The sequence below is a fragment of the Shewanella sp. AC91-MNA-CIBAN-0169 genome, from assembly GCF_040310165.1.
Taxonomy (GTDB): Bacteria; Pseudomonadota; Gammaproteobacteria; order Enterobacterales; family Shewanellaceae; genus Shewanella.
The window spans coordinates 1-262 of sequence record NZ_JBEOPM010000134.1 but is presented as its reverse complement, the minus strand read 5'-3'; the positions used below and the strand labels follow the sequence as shown (position 1 = coordinate 262).

Annotated in this window: 1 protein-coding gene; it reads right to left on the bottom strand. The window is 41.6% G+C overall.

The window, feature by feature from the left end; genetic code table 11:
- A partial coding sequence (locus AAEY98_RS22425) for a GIY-YIG nuclease family protein (RefSeq protein ID WP_502959663.1) occupies positions 1-262 on the bottom strand: 262 nt, incomplete at both ends.

Sequence of the window (262 nt, the reverse complement as noted above, 5' to 3'; positions counted from 1 at the left end):
TGTTGATTGAGACGAGTTTTCAAATCGCCAGTTTGCCCGATATAAAGTAATGGCTTATCTATACTGTCGGTGTCACCAATCAAAAAATATAAGCCAACTTGATTGGCATCTGGCATCGCAAAAAAATCATCAATATGAATGCGTGGAATCTCAATCAAACGCACCGTACGCGTGGTCATCTCTGCCAAGCGCAATCCGCGAGGATTACCTTTTGGCAGATAAATCTGAATGGTTTTAGCAGAGGGTATTAACGGATTCATAG